This is a genomic window from Rhodocytophaga aerolata (genome assembly GCF_030503435.1).
In the GTDB taxonomy this organism is placed as follows: domain Bacteria; phylum Bacteroidota; class Bacteroidia; order Cytophagales; family 172606-1; genus Rhodocytophaga; species Rhodocytophaga aerolata.
In genome coordinates this window covers 12,600-26,946 of sequence record NZ_JAUKPO010000004.1, presented here as the reverse complement: position 1 = coordinate 26,946, position 14,347 = coordinate 12,600, and the positions used below count along the sequence as shown (strand labels likewise).

At 42.7% G+C, this 14,347-nt stretch carries 14 protein-coding genes; 7 read left to right on the top strand and 7 right to left on the bottom strand.

Translation table 11 applies throughout. The features are described from left to right. Positions 1 to 91 precede the first annotated feature (91 nt). A complete protein-coding gene (locus Q0590_RS08915) occupies positions 92 to 412 on the top strand; it encodes a hypothetical protein (protein ID WP_302037174.1) in 321 nt (106 codons plus the stop codon). 157 nt (positions 413 to 569) lie between these two features. On the opposite strand, the gene Q0590_RS08910 is transcribed toward Q0590_RS08915, so the two are convergent. Continuing rightward, positions 570 to 1,595, bottom strand: coding sequence for a TonB family protein (locus tag Q0590_RS08910; protein WP_302037173.1), 1,026 nt, complete (start codon positions 1,593 to 1,595; stop codon positions 570 to 572). A 526-nt stretch (positions 1,596 to 2,121) separates the two neighbouring features. Further along, positions 2,122 to 3,000 carry a diacylglycerol/lipid kinase family protein gene (locus Q0590_RS08905; protein ID WP_302037172.1) on the bottom strand — a complete coding sequence of 293 codons (879 nt, stop codon included), beginning with the start codon at positions 2,998 to 3,000 and terminating at the stop codon, positions 2,122 to 2,124. A gap of 90 nt (positions 3,001 to 3,090) precedes the next feature. Between Q0590_RS08905 and surE the strand changes: the two genes are divergently transcribed. From surE to Q0590_RS08880, 5 genes are all read left to right on the top strand, one after another. Next, entirely contained in the window at positions 3,091 to 3,831 is a 741-nt protein-coding gene (gene surE / locus Q0590_RS08900) for a 5'/3'-nucleotidase SurE (protein ID WP_302037171.1), read from the top strand. Between the two features lie 98 nt (positions 3,832 to 3,929). Further along, positions 3,930 to 4,073 (top strand): hypothetical protein, encoded by a 144-nt coding sequence (locus Q0590_RS08895; protein ID WP_302037170.1) that lies wholly within the window; start codon positions 3,930 to 3,932, stop codon positions 4,071 to 4,073. 398 nt (positions 4,074 to 4,471) lie between these two features. Then, a complete protein-coding gene (locus Q0590_RS08890; protein ID WP_302037169.1) occupies positions 4,472 to 5,302 on the top strand; it encodes a universal stress protein in 831 nt (276 codons plus the stop codon). A gap of 467 nt (positions 5,303 to 5,769) precedes the next feature. Then, positions 5,770 to 6,615 carry a ribonuclease H-like domain-containing protein gene (locus Q0590_RS08885; protein ID WP_302037168.1) on the top strand — a complete coding sequence of 282 codons (846 nt, stop codon included), beginning with the start codon at positions 5,770 to 5,772 and terminating at the stop codon, positions 6,613 to 6,615. A gap of 257 nt (positions 6,616 to 6,872) precedes the next feature. Then, positions 6,873 to 7,532, top strand: coding sequence for a carbonic anhydrase (locus Q0590_RS08880; RefSeq protein ID WP_302037167.1), 660 nt, complete (start codon positions 6,873 to 6,875; stop codon positions 7,530 to 7,532). A 171-nt stretch (positions 7,533 to 7,703) separates the two neighbouring features. Here Q0590_RS08880 and Q0590_RS08875 read toward each other — a convergent pair whose 3' ends face one another. The 5 genes from Q0590_RS08875 to Q0590_RS08855 all read right to left on the bottom strand — a co-directional run bounded on the left by Q0590_RS08875 (position 7,704) and on the right by Q0590_RS08855 (position 13,016). Next, positions 7,704 to 8,690 carry a S41 family peptidase gene (locus Q0590_RS08875; protein ID WP_302037166.1) on the bottom strand — a complete coding sequence of 329 codons (987 nt, stop codon included), beginning with the start codon at positions 8,688 to 8,690 and terminating at the stop codon, positions 7,704 to 7,706. A gap of 50 nt (positions 8,691 to 8,740) precedes the next feature. Then, positions 8,741 to 9,565, bottom strand: a complete 825-nt coding sequence (locus Q0590_RS08870; protein WP_302037165.1) for a hypothetical protein — start codon at positions 9,563 to 9,565, stop codon at positions 8,741 to 8,743. Positions 9,566 to 9,584: 19 nt separating this feature from the next. Further along, positions 9,585 to 11,042 carry a S41 family peptidase gene (locus tag Q0590_RS08865; RefSeq protein WP_302037164.1) on the bottom strand — a complete coding sequence of 486 codons (1,458 nt, stop codon included), beginning with the start codon at positions 11,040 to 11,042 and terminating at the stop codon, positions 9,585 to 9,587. 137 nt (positions 11,043 to 11,179) lie between these two features. Further along, positions 11,180 to 11,965, bottom strand: coding sequence for a LytR/AlgR family response regulator transcription factor (locus tag Q0590_RS08860; protein ID WP_302037163.1), 786 nt, complete (start codon positions 11,963 to 11,965; stop codon positions 11,180 to 11,182). Next, on the bottom strand, positions 11,946 to 13,016 hold the full coding sequence (locus tag Q0590_RS08855) for a sensor histidine kinase (RefSeq protein WP_302037162.1): 1,071 nt from the start codon (positions 13,014 to 13,016) through the stop codon (positions 11,946 to 11,948). Before Q0590_RS08855 ends, Q0590_RS08860 begins: the two co-directional genes overlap by 20 nt. A 239-nt stretch (positions 13,017 to 13,255) precedes the next feature. Here Q0590_RS08855 and Q0590_RS08850 point away from each other — a divergent pair, with 239 nt between their 5' ends. Next, positions 13,256 to 14,347 (top strand): sensor histidine kinase, encoded by a 1,092-nt coding sequence (locus Q0590_RS08850; protein WP_302037161.1) that lies wholly within the window; start codon positions 13,256 to 13,258, stop codon positions 14,345 to 14,347.

Below are 14,347 nucleotides of genomic sequence, written 5' to 3'. Positions count from 1 at the left end.
CATCTTTTTTTAGTAAAATATAATTTGGAAAGAGCAAAGACAAATGCGTAAATACGAAAAATGGCATTTTCAATAAACACACGCTAGAAAGATGATACCTGCCAACATATTGAAAATTGATACACTTGATGAGGGATGGACCGATAAAGACCTAGTAATGCTGCATGCCTGTTTCCAGCTGTTTATGGACTGTATTGAAAAAGAGGAGCTACATGCAGATAGGGATTGGAACCAAAGTGATAGACATAGAGAAGCTAAAAAAGAAATAGATATTTTAGAAAGTTGGTGGAAGCAAAGAATCGCAGACGATCAGCAAGGCAAGCTTAATCCCATCATGAAAAAAGATCAATATGAGCAGGATACGCAGATGCTCATCCGGCTAATATTGATCAGAGAATTTTTCTGGACATAACCCATATTGTTGAGCTATAATCATACCCTTCGGTTCACATAGCCGTCAATCGATTAAAGTTTTGGTAATTGTAGGGAAGTTAAACTCATGTATACAGTATTAAAACTGTACCTTGTACATTCTGCACTCCTCCGACAAATTCTGAAAATCATAAAAACTACAAGCTATGAAACACTACAGGCAAACTCATTCTGACTTTTACCGGCATTCCCTCTGTTTTGCCCGGTATCCACATTCCTGATGTTAGCTTAATTACCCGTATCACTTCTTCATCACAGCCGTAACCAAGTCCTTTCAGGATTTCAACTTCTTCCAATTCGCCAGTTTTGTTTACCACAAATTGTACGAATACCTTACCCTTAACACCTGCCTTTCTGGCCTCTTTAGGCGTCTTCAGATTATTAGCTATAAAGTGAACAAAAGACCCCATGCCACCTGTAAACTCAGGTTGCTGATCCACTTTACGGAATATTTGGGCTTTTGCATCATAGTCTATAGTCTGAATAAAATGAGTAGGTATTAAATGCTCTCCCTGCCTGGCTGGAATCCATCTGGGGCTGGAATCAAACATGGCTTTCAATACCTGCGCATCGGGTTCACTTGTATTCATCACTGAATCTACCAATAGAATTCCTTCAGTATTTACGGAGAAATGAATGATTGTACTCAAGTTCGTTTTCAGAGAGTCTGATTTTTTAAAGAATTGTCCGATTAGATAGTTTTTAAAGGCGGAAAATCCTCCGGGAAACATGCAGGGAAGTTCATTGATCACATTCCCAGTTTTTGTATCTTGACTTCTCCTTTGCTGCATCTGTGTGTTGTATTCTTCTTCCGCATATTTATATCCATCAAAAGAAAGCTGGTCTTTAATTAGTAGAGTAGGAAGAGAGTACAGAATAGGCAGCACGGCTATTTTGATAGTTGTTTGATCCCTATTTAACTGTACTATTGATTTTTGGTAGCCAACGTGCGAAACAATGAGTTTGGCAGGCATCTTCGCTGTTAATTCGAAATATCCCAATACATTCGTAACTGTTTCACTGTTTGAAAGATCTATGGATACATTCGCATCTTTTACAGGTTTGTTCGTTCGGGCATCTACAATTTTACCCAGAACCTTTAATTCCTGAGAATATGTAATACCGGATATATAAAACAAGAGCAGCGTAAAAAAGAATTTCATAAGAGAAGTGTTGCACAAGAGAATCTACAATTGGGTATAGACTTTCAAGTTTTTTTTGATTAATAAGATTATCAGTTAGGGGGGTAACCCAATACAGATTCTAATAGGAAGATGATTTGTCGGTAGAAATTTTTTCCGGAAAAGGTAGTAGCATAACTAAATCTTGCTTATTTTGCAGTAAAGAGCATTTTTTGAACGAAATTAATTTTCTCAGAATCGCTTTTTTGTGCCAAATTTGTGCCAAAAAGTGAAATTTTTCAGTGAGAAAATCACGAGAATGCCCCTTTCCGTTGAATTTAAGGCCATTTTATTTTTGAACGGGGGTTCGAATCCTGCCACCCCGACACTAAAAAGCCTGTCTAAGTAATTAGACAGGCTTTTTTTATAACTTTGATCTTCAATAAACTCGGTTTATAAAATTTTGTACTTCCATATGAGCAATACATACTGAAAACAAGCTATTCAATTTATTGTTTTCACTAATGAATAAAAGAGCAATTACGTATTGATTGTTCATTCTAAAGAGTTAACACAAAAAATGCAGCCCATGAGGGATAATAGAAATATCCATTCTAATCGGAGCTTTGGCTTCTTTGGCTGTATCATCAATATGGTAGTGAATGCTGTTCCATTCAATGGAAATATGTTTGGCCCGTTTTACGGGTAAACCTTCGTATTGCACGAGTCCTTGCAGGCTGTTTTCCAGAAACTGGGCAAATTTTATCCGGTCTTTTTCCTCTACTAGTACAATATCCAAAACGCCATCGGCTGTTTCGGTATGTGGCGATAGTTCCATATTGGGTCCGGCAAAACGGATATTCATTACTTCTAATAGCAGATAATTCCCGGAAATTTCTTTTTCATCCAGGCGTATTTTGCAAAAATGAGGGTTGTACACGCCTACAATCTCTTTCTGATGTTCCAGGGCATCTTTAAGTTCTGCTTCGCGGCTAGGATGGTCCTTATCGTCTTGTTCGCGTTGCCGGATCAGGCGGGGAAACATGCCGAACCCTACGGATTCTATAAAATACTGATCTCCATCTTTTCCTTTCATCAGGCCTACATCAAAGGGCTTCAACCTCGATAAATTCCATCCCTCAATAATATCTTTCGGTTCGCCTTTAATTCCCAGGGAAGTGGCAATATTGTTTGCTGTACCCAGCGGTAACAAGCCAATAGGTATATTCCTGCCTACCAGGTGCTTAGCTACTTTTCCTACTGTACCATCTCCGCCACCAATAACTACCATTTCTCCGGGTTCTTTCAACGTCTGGGCTAACTCTTCATTTTCAGCTGGTATTTTTACAGTAAAACCGGCTTTTTGCAGATAACCCTGGAGTTCTTCCGAAGAAAATTTTTCAAATCCTGCACCAGGATTGTGTAATAAAGTAACAACCTTGCCCATATTTCAGTATCATATAGAAATTCGGTTTGAACTAACGAGAAAGAATAAAAATTAGTTATCAGGATCTTTCAACCATATTACAAAACAAGTATGCGTATATTAATTGCCAATGACGATGGAATATATAGCCCAGGTATATTAGCCCTGGCTGAAGTGGCTTCTAACTTCGGAGAAGTACGGATCGTAGCGCCAGATGTAGAACAATCCTCCATGGGGCATGCCATTACAGCCTCCCGTCCGCTGATGTACCGGCCAACGCCGATAAAAAACTTTGAAGCCTACCGGGTTAATGGTACCCCGGCGGATTGTGTGGCCCTGGGTATATTTCACTGGGGAGATGTAGATGTCGTATTATCCGGGGTAAACTTAGGCACCAACCTGGGCAATTCTGCCTGGCATTCCGGTACGCTGGCGGCTGCCAAGCAGGCCGTCCTTTTTGGATTGCGGGGTATTGCCTTTAGTACGCCTGTGCTCAACGATGAGCCGGATTTCGATGCCATAAAAACCCATATCCAGGAAACGCTTGAGTTATTGCTACCTCAAAAAGACCTGACCCTACTCAATGTGAACATCCCTGAACAAGCCAAAGGCATCCGCTGGACACGGCAATCGGTCAGGCATTATGACGGCAAAGTAGTACCGGCCAAAGACCCTATGGGCAGGGAGCATTACTGGTTTACGGTAGTGCCAGTACAAGAAACCCAGGAAGATACAGACCGGTGGGCTATGGAACATGGCTATGTATCCATTACTCCCTTGCGCTTAGACCTGACCAATGAAGAAGAATTAGCAAAAGCAGTTAGCAGAGTCCCTAAAGCAAAAGGAGGGTGATTAGCTGAGAATATGTTTTAGCCTCCTACGATCACTGGTCATGGGTAGCTGCTATCGAAAAGAAATGGCCAGTGATTCGCTAACCTTACAAATTTTTCATGTTCAAAAATCTCTTTAAATTATTTCTTCTCAATAAACTGCTCGGTAACGGAGGGGGAAGACGCAGAGGCGGCATTGGTTGCCTGGGGGTTGTGCTTATTCTGGCTATCCTCTATTTTATTTATTGGTTTATTAGCGGATAGCCATTCTATAAACCAGCCGCTTTACCGGAATCATTCAGACTTTCTTACTTTGTAGCGGAAGCGGCTACTTAGTGGAAATGGTGGAACGTATGTCTGCCATGGACGGTAGGTAGCCGGGTTTTTAGTATAACTAAGTTCTCACCTGTTAACCGTTCCACAGTTTTTGCCCCATTTATATTACATACTTTAGGCTACGCTGGAATCACCTATGTTCGCTGGAATGACTTTTATCATCTTCTTCCGGGGCCAAAACAGCCGTTAGTTCCAAGGGAATAATAATGCAGCTGCAGGAAGATCAAACGGACCTGGACTATGAGCGGTATTAGTCTGCACCATGACTAATGTCATAGGATAAGCGAGCTTCCGGGGCTACTTTCGTAGCATAAGAAGATATTGCTATGAAAACGATACTTGTGCCAACTGATTTTTCTGCCAATGCCAGAAATGCAACCTTATATGCAGCCGCTTTAGCCAGGAAGATGGAATCGAAAATAATCCTGCTGCATACTTTTCAGACGCCGGTTTTAACTTCTCAAACCTTGGTTGCTAAATACATGGAAGAGAAGGCTGCCAGGGAGTATACGCGTAAAATGGACTTTATAGCCGATGAGCTTACGTATGAGTATGGCCTTACTGTAGAGAAGCTGATACAGCCGGGAAACCTGCCTGATGTGTTGCCCAGGCTGGTCGAAGAAAAAGCAGTGGAACTGGTGGTGCTAGGTATACAAGAGACAAGCCCGGTTGAACGCTTACTGGTGGGTAGCATGACCGCCTCCATAGTAAAACAAGCTACTTTCCCGGTATTGATTATTCCTTTTACAGCAACATTTGCTCCTATTAAACGCATCGTGTTTGCCTGCCAGTACGAATACTTATCCGGCCAGAATATGGTTCCGCAATTGAAGGAAATAGCTAGGGCTTATCATGCAGAAATAGAAATCTTGCAGATCGACGGTAATGAAGCAGAAGAAGTAAATATCCGTGAGCGGGTAGAAACAGGCCACTACCTGGAACGGATGTTTAAAGGAGTCCCGCATTCTTACCGGTTCATAGATAACCGGCATGTTGTAGAAGGTATTGAAACCGAAGTGCAGGAAAGCCAGGCCGATTTGCTGGTGATGGTACCCCGCAAACATACATTCTGGGACTATCTGCTGAATAAAAGTACGACACAACAAATGTTATTTCACACGAATGTACCCTTGCTGGCTTTACCAAATCCAAACTAAAAGGTATATTTGTGGGTAGAGTACTTGCAACGCGCATGCAGGTATGGCTCAACAAGTAAGTGTGGCGAAAAGGGTAGACGCAACGAGGCTATTATAGTGGGATAAGCCATACTAGTAAGAACGGCGCGGTCTGAACGGGCAGCTTATTTCCAGTATCTTAGCTAACAGTATTCCAAGCATCGGTTTAGCAACCGAAGGAGCTTAACGCTAGGCGTAATGTACAGGTTCGAATCCTGTCGCTTACTTAGGTAAACATTGTGGAGCAAACGTAAGGTGAAGTACAAACCGGAAACGGACTGTAATGTTTTTTCATATAGTCATTGTGACTATAGTATGTAGTATAAGAACCTCGGTTTGTAGCTGAGGTTCTTTTTTTATACCCCATTTAGTCAACCTTTGTGCACTATGCACAATGTATTGCGGCTAGTTGCCATATATTATTGGCCTGGCTGATGTAACAAAAATACATGGCAATAGGAAATTCATACCAAAATTTTATAACTTTAGAAAAGCCAGGCAGATACAAACAACCGGCGTCTGACCATACGATGTTCACCCCGAAAGAACTTTCTCAGATATTGTTCATAGATATAGAAACAGCGGCTAGTGTAGCGAACTATGAAGATTTGCCGGAAAGGATGCAGCAAGCATGGGTACATGAATGCCGGAAAATAAGAGAAGAAGATTATCCGGGTGCCACGCCGGAAGAAAAATTTTACAGGAATGCTTCTTTTTATGCCGAATTTGGGCGTATTGTTTGTATCAGTGCCGCATTCTTAACCTTTCTGCCAGGAAAAGAACCAGAACTAATTGTTAAATCGTATTGCAGCAGCGATGAAAAATGGTTGCTGAATGCCTTTGCCCAGATGCTCAACAAACAGAAAAAATGTACGCATCTGTGTGCCCATAACGGCCGGGAGTTTGATTATCCATTTCTGGGTAAGCGGTATCTGATTCAAGGCTTGCCACTGCCCGCCTGTTTGTCGCTCCGGGATAAGGCCGGATGGGAAACCAGACATTTAATGGACACCATGGCCTTGTGGAGATTTTCTGCCTGGAAAGAATACCGCCGCCTGGAACTGATCTGTGCCGTGCTGGATATACCTAGCTCAAAAGATGATATGGATGGCAGCATGGTGAGTCAGGTGTTCTGGCAAACGCGTGATCTGGACCGGATTGCCCGGTATTGCCAGAAAGATGTTGTTGCCCTGGCCCAGCTTGTGCTCCGCTTAAGTACACTCCCATTGGTTAGTGAAGAAAATATTGTTTTTCGTGAAAATGCCTTTACCCAGCTGAAAAAGCAAGTATACTGAATCTGGTTCTCAACTCGTTTGTCAAACAAATCGGTGCCCTGTTTTGGTCCGGAAACAGACTACCGGCTGGTATGAAAGAAAATAATATGCTGCAGCAACCGTTAGAATCTAAACAGATTATGCGTGTTTACAGTATACCAGTTAGCTGAGCCTATGTTAGGGTGCAGATAATGAGGGAGGCTCTAGACTTATTTGCAAAGAATAAACGTATATCTTTGTAGCAACTAATTTATCAACCATTTTAACCTACTATACACATGGAAAGGATTATCCGGGGAATTCATCAATTTCAAAAAGACATTTTTGGTTCTGAGAAAGAGTTATTTGAACGGCTGGCATCGGGACAGTCGCCAGAAGCATTATTTATCACCTGTTCGGATTCACGCATTAATCCCAATCTGGTAACGCAAACTAAACCTGGCGATTTGTTTATTATGCGCAATGCCGGAAATATTATACCACCTTATGGCGCAGCCAATGGGGGAGAAGGGGCCACTATCGAGTATGCCGTGTCGGCTTTAGGTATTAAAGATATTATTGTGTGCGGCCATACCCATTGTGGGGCGATGAGTGGCTTATTAAATCTACACAAGTTAACCAGTATGCCTTCAGTTGTTAGCTGGCTGCAGCATGCAGAAGCTACCCGCCGCATTATTGAAGAAAAATACCAGGATGATACCGGCGATGATCTTCTCACCGATACTATTAAAGAGAACGTACTGGTGCAACTGAAAAACCTGGAAACTCATCCGGTGGTAGCTGCAGGTATGGCTACTGGCCGCCTGACGTTGCATGGGTGGGTATATGAGTTTGAAACAGGCAAAATTTATAGTTACGATCCTTCGCAAGGTAAATTTGTTAGCCTGACAAATGCATTGAAAGAACTAGCTCCAAAGGAACAAGTAAAAGGGGCATAAGGTAGATCGGAAAAAAGGGTGTAAAAATCCAGGTATCTACCTTTGTAACGCAGGGAGCGTACTTGGTAAACAAGATAGCTGATCATTTAGCTACAGAAATCCATTTAGGTTCATTAGTAGTATAAATTTCAATCTACCCCTTGCCGTTTCATAAAAAACAGCCTTGAACCATTAAAAACTGTTCAAGGCTGTTTCAATTACCAGATCTTTTCCTGAATCTGTAGCTTCTTTTGTATTCCTCACTACTTTTTGCGGAGCAATCCCGATACCTTCATAACTTTTACCGTCGGCAGCCCGGAAGTCGCCCACACTAATGGTGTAGATCCATCCGTTGGGAAGTTCACGGCGAGGGTTTTCCGAAAATATTCCATTGGTTGTATCTCCCAAATGCTGTACCTGAGCAATTTTCCGCATGGCTAAGGTGAACGTTTCACCTGCACTGCCAGTAGTACGGCTGGTTAATAAAATAACCGGATGGGTATAAGAATATTTCTCACTTGGATTTATATACCACTCAATAGGTGCTGTAAAATCGGTATGTTTAGGGCCACTGCGGAAACGGGAAGTCATGTATGCGGTTCTTTCCGTAGCAAATATGCTGGCTACCAGTTGAGCCGAACGGTCATCGCCGCCTTCCAGGCTCCTGGCATCTACAATCAGTGCTTTTGTATCGGAAAGATAGGAAATTACCTGTTTCATTTCTTTGTCGTAAAAGGAAGGCGACTGCCCCAGATCTTCAAAATACACATAGCCAATATTCCCCGGGAAGCGGCCATATACTATCGCAATGCCTTCTTTCGAGTGTATTTCGTTTGCCACTTCCAGGTAGTTTTTAGCAACATCCAGGCTGAAATTATCTTGCGGATAGGCTTTTCCGCTGTCGAAGCGCCGGTAGTTAGGTCCGGGTTTTAACAACCAGACGTGGCCATCGTTTAGCTGCCCCAGCATCTGTGAAAGAATGTCAAATAACTCATCATCGCTTGTGCTGGAATTGACCAGAGGCCGGTAATGGTTGTAGACTTCCCGCCAGTTAATTTGTTTCACTTCAAATAATCCATAAAGCTGGTCGAACTCTTGCCACATTAGCTCAAAGTTTTTTTCAGGAGTATTAGCTGGCTCTGGCCCAAGAGTAAGATCATTGCAGGCTGCCAAAAACATTGCTATGAGTAAAAATATGGTTGGGATACACTTACACATGATGTGGGTCCTTATTGATGGGTAAAATGATATTGATAAATGAAAGACAGACTGCCTGCATGGGAAGCTAACCTGATCAGGCGGGGTTCCGGGTAATGTAGCCACTGATAGCTGTAGGATGCCTGCACAGCTAACCGTTGACTTATCGAAAAGCGATACTTAAAAGATAACTCTGGGTTGAGGTACTTAGTAAGGCTTGCCAAAGATGTGTTCTTAAGAAAAGCACTCGCATTGGATGTTTCTGGCCGGGAGATAGCATTACTGTAAGGTAGCCGGCTTACCGCTGTTAATACGGGCAATGAGGCTTCTGCCACAATCCGGTTGCTGGCATTTAGCTGGAGTTGCGTCTGATAAGTAAAGTCCAAGGCAAGCGTATTTACGACCCAGGTAGTGAGGGCTAGGCCATCGGCATAGTTGAAGCTTTCCCGGACTTGTAGACCTGCCCAGCTGGTCTGGATACCTTTGTTAGCTAATTTCCTACGGTAAGTCAGTGAAAGTTCCCCTCTGTATAAGGTAGGAACTAAATACAAGGGCTCTGCCTGATCCTCGGAGAACTTGAATTGACGTATTCCCAGACTTGGGGCTATTAAAGGGCCGGTACCTGCACTAATGCTTGCCAGCCATTGATTTTTTGCTGTGATCCGTCCGTACCCGATTTTTATTGCATTTAAATTAGTTACATAAAGCATGGGCGATACTTGTTTATCCCGGAACTTTATATAATCCCGGACGTAGCCCAGTTGTATCTCTTCTCCTGCAACAGTCTGCGCTTTCAGGGGAGATATGGCAAGCAGATGCCAGGCCAACAGCAAAGCTGCGGTAATAATTGTTTTCATAAATGATAGGTAATGGAGGTTACTTACTTGGAACCGGCCCGGACGATGGAGCCGCAAACGTAGATTTGCTTTGGATAAGCTGCCGGGTAAACGTTAGTATGGGATCTTTTTTTGTTAGTATGTCTTCAATTGTTGGAACTATGGTATGATTCGGTTCAATACCCTGTCCGTGCCGGATATAGTCTGGAACGTTTGCCATATGAAAACCAAACATGGGTATACCCAGATCTATTTTGGAATGAGGTAATTGCAGAATAGTGAACATACCACTGCTGTTCGTTCGGTACCCGCCGCCGGTTTCCTGCCCAACAAAAGTTGCCCTTCCATCCGCATGAACTCTGGCCGAAAATTCAGTCGTTACCGAAAAACTATTTCCATTGATCAGCACATACACATCGCCTCCAAAGGCATTGCGTTTGGGCTTACTGGTTTTTAAACCTTTAGGAAAAGTAAAGACGTAGCCGTCATCAGTTTTCTTGAGCATATACTTGCGGATCACCTTTGTGTAAATTTTTGGGACCCAGGCATGAAAGGAGTACTTTTCTTTGCGGGCAACTTTTATGTGATCGTAGTAGCGGAAAGGTTGCTTTGCCAGGTAGGAGTAGAGCCATACACCGAAGGGTTCATTGCCGCCTTCATTGTTGCGCACATCTAGGATCAGGTGTTGTATGTTTTCCTTTTTTAGTTGGCGGAAAGCATCCTTGATAAAAGGCTTGTATTTTTGTTCCTTTTTATCATCCCAGAACCGTTCAATGGTGAGTACAGCCGTTTTAGTTTCATCTATGGCCAGGCGGAGAGGAAGCTGTGAGGCAGGTTTATGCGCTTGCACATAGTCTTTAATTTGTTGCTCGGTAACTGCTGGAATAGTTGCCTTTTTTTCCTCCCCATTCAAAGTATATACAATGTCAAACGTTGCATAGGCCCCATAATGAGTAGCATAGTAGCCTGAGAAAAAATGATTGAGGTCTTCGTATTTTCCCTGAACAGTGTACCCATCGGAAAAGGTCATATTCGGAAACAATGTCTGCTTGATGGAATTTATAGACTGGCCATTGATGGAAACAAGTTCAGCCCCTTCAGGTATCTGGCTATCTCCATAGTTTGCAGCTACCCAGGCTTTCTCTCCCACAAAATAGAGTTTGAGCGGAAACAACGAATCTGTAAAAAATGGATAATGTTCATCTTTGCCAGAAACAATCCATTTGATATGACCATCGCGTAAGGATACAAGCAGGGGCAACATAGTTTTATAAAATTCGTGTTGCGTCATCGGTCGGTTTAGGCAGGCTTGTGTGGCTGCAAACAGGGAGTCGAATTGTTGCTTGGATGTGTAGCGGTACATTTGTGGGTGTACTTCCTGTAAGACTTTCCGGAAAAGGGCAAAGTCTGCCTGCAACTGATCCGGGGAAAGAGTCTGGGCAAAAAGCTGTAGATTCAGGCTAAGCAAAATCAGCAGCAATAGGTTTCTTGTTTTCATAAGAGAAATAGGTAAATGCTGAATCAAAATTCTGCGTATTTACTGAAGCGTTCAACAAGTAAGCCACCGGGAAGTCTGAAAACGGTACCGAAGCAACACTTTTGAGGACTTAACAGACCGCATGTGAAGCCGAAAAATTACTCGCCCAGCCATACTTTAAACTCAGCAGCTCTTTCGCGGCTAACAATCACTTCATCTTCAAAGGCAGGTTGCAGGTTGAGTTTGAGCTTATTGTTAAAATACAGATTTACTTTGTCAATCGACTGCAACCCGGCGATAATCTGCCGGTTTAGGCGGAAAAACTTGCGGCGGTCCAGCATTTTATCTAGTTCATCCATCGTGTAATCCAGCATCAGTTCCCGTTTATCAAAGGTTTTAATAAACGAAATTTTATTCCGGGAGAAAAAATAGGCAATCTCTTCGATGGGCACACTAAATAAGCGTTGTCCTTGCTTAATCATAAAGCGGTCGCGTATTACCGGAGGAGCAGCAAGTGCAGGCTGGGTCATTTGCTGAAGAAGTTGGGATAAAGATGTTTGCAAGGCATCTGGTGTTACCTGCCATATCCTTTTCAACTCGTCTATTTTTCCTAAGGCCTTTCGTAAGTCTTCTTCTTTTACTGGTTTTAGCAGATAATCTATACTATTTACTTTAAAGGCTTTAATGGCAAACTCATTGTAGGCAGTTGTGAAAATAACCGGACAAGCCACTTTTACCTGTGTAAAAATATCGAAACTCTGCCCATCGGCCAGTTCAATATCCATAAAGGCAATGTCTGGTGCCGGGTGGGTCTGCAGCCATTGCACTGACTCTTCTATACTTTGTAAGGTTGCCACAATCGTGCATCCAGGTACCAACTCACTCAGCATCCTGGCAAGTTTACGGGCTGTCAGTTCTTCGTCTTCAATGAGTAAGAAATTCATAGGCAGCGGATTTAAGTAAGGGAATCATCACCTGAAAACAGTCATCGGTTTGTTTTACAATGACCTCCGGCTGGCGGAGCAAGCGGAATTTTTCGCGGATATTACGTAAGCCAGTGCCATCCGAAACTACCGGCATGGTTTTCTTCCGGATGGTATTCAATACATACAGGTTGTTTACTTCATCTGTATGGATGCGAATAATCAACGGTTTGCTTGCCGAGACCGCATTGTGTTTTACGGCGTTTTCCACGAGTAACTGCAAGGTTAGGGGAGGCAGCAAATACGCATAATAGCTTTCGTCTACCTGTATTTCAAGCTCAATTCCTTTTCCAAAACGGGTTTGCAGCAAGTGGAAATACGCCTGGATAAAGTTGAGTTCATTTTCTAAAGTAGTAAGGGGTTGCTCATTGTTCTGGAGCAGGTACCGGTATACAGATGCCAGTTCCTCAATAAACCATTCTGCCCGTTTGGGGTCTTCACTTACCAAGGAGGAAAGTGTGCTCAGGCTGTTGAATAAAAAGTGCGGGCTTATCTGTGCTTTCAACGAATCCAGCTGGCTTTGCAGATTTTCTTTCTTCAGCCGTTCAGCCTCATAATAGGTCAGCCACCATTGCCTGTATAAATAAATACCTTCATAAATGGCAGCAATAGGAATAATAAACAGAAAGGCTACGACCACACTCAGCCAGTATGAGCGAAACGAAATGGAATGCCCCCAGAAATTAACCAGATCATAAACGTATAAGGTGCTTACCCGCAGCAAAACGATGGCTACACTAAACCATACAATCTGATAGATAATTCGCGGACGGGTTTGTTTAAGCAAGGGATATAACTTGCGGGCCCTCAAGATGCCAAGCCGCACCAGTTCCCACATAGAAACACATTCCAGCAAACTCATCAGCATGGCTTTTAATTGGCTGATTCCTTGCAGGTCGTTATCCGGCTGGTAAAAGATAATATTCCCCAGGATGGCAACTAAAGGTATCCCCAATAGCCGTAGCCATTTATCTTCCAGGCTAACGACCGGACTATGCATTACTTTTTTCATAGGGATAGATTTAAACAAAAGTACAGCAAATTTTATAAACACAATTGCAGGTTCTACCCAGGTGTCAAAATAGCATGCTTAACCGAAAGTTTTGTGCCCTAAACAGTTCTTTGCTTATATACTTGGTAGTTAAGCCAGGGAAGGCTATTCATCGGGATTATTCGGCATCTCAATTGGTGTGACGAAGAAGCGTACAAACACCAATAATTCACCTATATTTACCTTCAACTTTTGCATTTATGAAGAACGATATGCTTTTTTCACAGGTCTTCGGGAATTTTGTTCAGCAAAGTCCCCTGGCTTATTTTATATTCCATCCTGCCAAGCGTCAGTTTATTTTTCTCAATCAGGCATTCAGCCAGATAGGGGAATTATCCGGTGATAAAATTGCAAACAATCCTATCCTGCTGCTAGAGATGCTACATGCGGAAGATAGCAAACATGTTCAGGAAAATTATCAGCAACTACTGGCCGGAGAAGATAAAACGGATATTGAATTCAGAATTATAATACCTGAAGGTACTGAAAAATGGATACGTGTTAGTGCCGGAAGGTTTACAACGATGGAAGGCGAACAGGTTTTAGCAGGAACAGCCGAAGATATCACCAAAGACAAAACCTATGTGAACAATCTGCATAAGTTTGCCGCCAAGAAAAACTCCATCCTGGAAATACTTTCACACGACCTGGCCGGGCCGTTAAGTGTGCTACAAAACATGGCTGGTATTCTTGCCCGCAAGATGAAGCCGTATGAAAACCAGGAGATAGATGAACTGATAGGGATGATGGCCGAAGCCTGCCAGCGCAATGTAAAGCTGATCCGCGATTTTGTTGCCAATGAATTTCTGGAATCCAGTGCCGTAGTGCTCAATAAACAGCGGATCAACATCGTGGAAAGGCTAAAACAGGTTATGGAAGAATATAAAAATTCAGAGCATGCCATTGCTAAAAACTTTGAGTTCGTCTACTCAAATGACCCGATGCTAATTTGTATTGATGATACAAAGTTTATGCAGGTAATTAATAATTTGTTCTCCAATGCCATAAAGTTTACACCTGATCATGGCACTATCACCTTAGCTGTGGAAGAGAAAGAACATACTGTACTGTTTGTTGTAAAAGATACAGGCATAGGAATACCGGCAGCGTGGCAGCCAGTATTATTCGACAAATTCAGCATTGCCCGGCGGCCGGGTTTACGTGGGGAAGAATCTACCGGTTTAGGTATGTCTATTATTAAAACCCTGGTAAACTGGCATGGGGGCACCATTTGGTTTGAAAGTGAAGAAAGTAAAGGGACTGTCTTCTATATTGAGATTCCAAAGGAATAG

Coding starts and splice junctions, on each gene's coding strand:
- Q0590_RS08915 (WP_302037174.1), top strand. CDS start 92: ATGATACCTGCCAACATATTGAAAATTGATACACTTGATGAGGGATGG.
- Q0590_RS08910 (WP_302037173.1), bottom strand. CDS start 1,595: ATGAAATTCTTTTTTACGCTGCTCTTGTTTTATATATCCGGTATTACA.
- Q0590_RS08905 (WP_302037172.1), bottom strand. CDS start 3,000: ATGGGCAAGGTTGTTACTTTATTACACAATCCTGGTGCAGGATTTGAA.
- surE (WP_302037171.1), top strand. CDS start 3,091: ATGCGTATATTAATTGCCAATGACGATGGAATATATAGCCCAGGTATA.
- Q0590_RS08895 (WP_302037170.1), top strand. CDS start 3,930: ATGTTCAAAAATCTCTTTAAATTATTTCTTCTCAATAAACTGCTCGGT.
- Q0590_RS08890 (WP_302037169.1), top strand. CDS start 4,472: ATGAAAACGATACTTGTGCCAACTGATTTTTCTGCCAATGCCAGAAAT.
- Q0590_RS08885 (WP_302037168.1), top strand. CDS start 5,770: ATGGCAATAGGAAATTCATACCAAAATTTTATAACTTTAGAAAAGCCA.
- Q0590_RS08880 (WP_302037167.1), top strand. CDS start 6,873: ATGGAAAGGATTATCCGGGGAATTCATCAATTTCAAAAAGACATTTTT.
- Q0590_RS08875 (WP_302037166.1), bottom strand. CDS start 8,690: ATGTTTTTGGCAGCCTGCAATGATCTTACTCTTGGGCCAGAGCCAGCT.
- Q0590_RS08870 (WP_302037165.1), bottom strand. CDS start 9,565: ATGAAAACAATTATTACCGCAGCTTTGCTGTTGGCCTGGCATCTGCTT.
- Q0590_RS08865 (WP_302037164.1), bottom strand. CDS start 11,042: ATGAAAACAAGAAACCTATTGCTGCTGATTTTGCTTAGCCTGAATCTA.
- Q0590_RS08860 (WP_302037163.1), bottom strand. CDS start 11,965: ATGAATTTCTTACTCATTGAAGACGAAGAACTGACAGCCCGTAAACTT.
- Q0590_RS08855 (WP_302037162.1), bottom strand. CDS start 13,016: ATGAAAAAAGTAATGCATAGTCCGGTCGTTAGCCTGGAAGATAAATGG.
- Q0590_RS08850 (WP_302037161.1), top strand. CDS start 13,256: ATGAAGAACGATATGCTTTTTTCACAGGTCTTCGGGAATTTTGTTCAG.